Origin of the sequence: Enterobacter sp. 22452, from assembly GCF_052045065.1 — a bacterium.
GTDB classification, from domain to species: domain Bacteria; phylum Pseudomonadota; class Gammaproteobacteria; order Enterobacterales; family Enterobacteriaceae; genus Enterobacter; species Enterobacter mori.
The window spans coordinates 1-547 of sequence record NZ_JBQEOB010000027.1; the positions used below are offsets into that span (position 1 = coordinate 1).

General features: G+C 52.7%; 1 rRNA gene. It reads left to right on the top strand.

Annotation, left to right across the window (positions count from 1 at the left end):
- Positions 1-522, top strand: a 16S ribosomal RNA gene (locus tag ACTJJA_RS23920); the annotation flags it as partial.
- Positions 523-547 lie beyond the last annotated feature (25 nt).

The window sequence follows — 547 nt, forward strand, 5'->3', positions numbered from 1 at the left end:
TTGGTGCCTTCGGGAACTCTGAGACAGGTGCTGCATGGCTGTCGTCAGCTCGTGTTGTGAAATGTTGGGTTAAGTCCCGCAACGAGCGCAACCCTTATCCTTTGTTGCCAGCGATTCGGTCGGGAACTCAAAGGAGACTGCCAGTGATAAACTGGAGGAAGGTGGGGATGACGTCAAGTCATCATGGCCCTTACGAGTAGGGCTACACACGTGCTACAATGGCGCATACAAAGAGAAGCGACCTCGCGAGAGCAAGCGGACCTCATAAAGTGCGTCGTAGTCCGGATTGGAGTCTGCAACTCGACTCCATGAAGTCGGAATCGCTAGTAATCGTAGATCAGAATGCTACGGTGAATACGTTCCCGGGCCTTGTACACACCGCCCGTCACACCATGGGAGTGGGTTGCAAAAGAAGTAGGTAGCTTAACCTTCGGGAGGGCGCTTACCACTTTGTGATTCATGACTGGGGTGAAGTCGTAACAAGGTAACCGTAGGGGAACCTGCGGTTGGATCACCTCCTTACCTTAAAGAACCTGCCTTTGTAGTG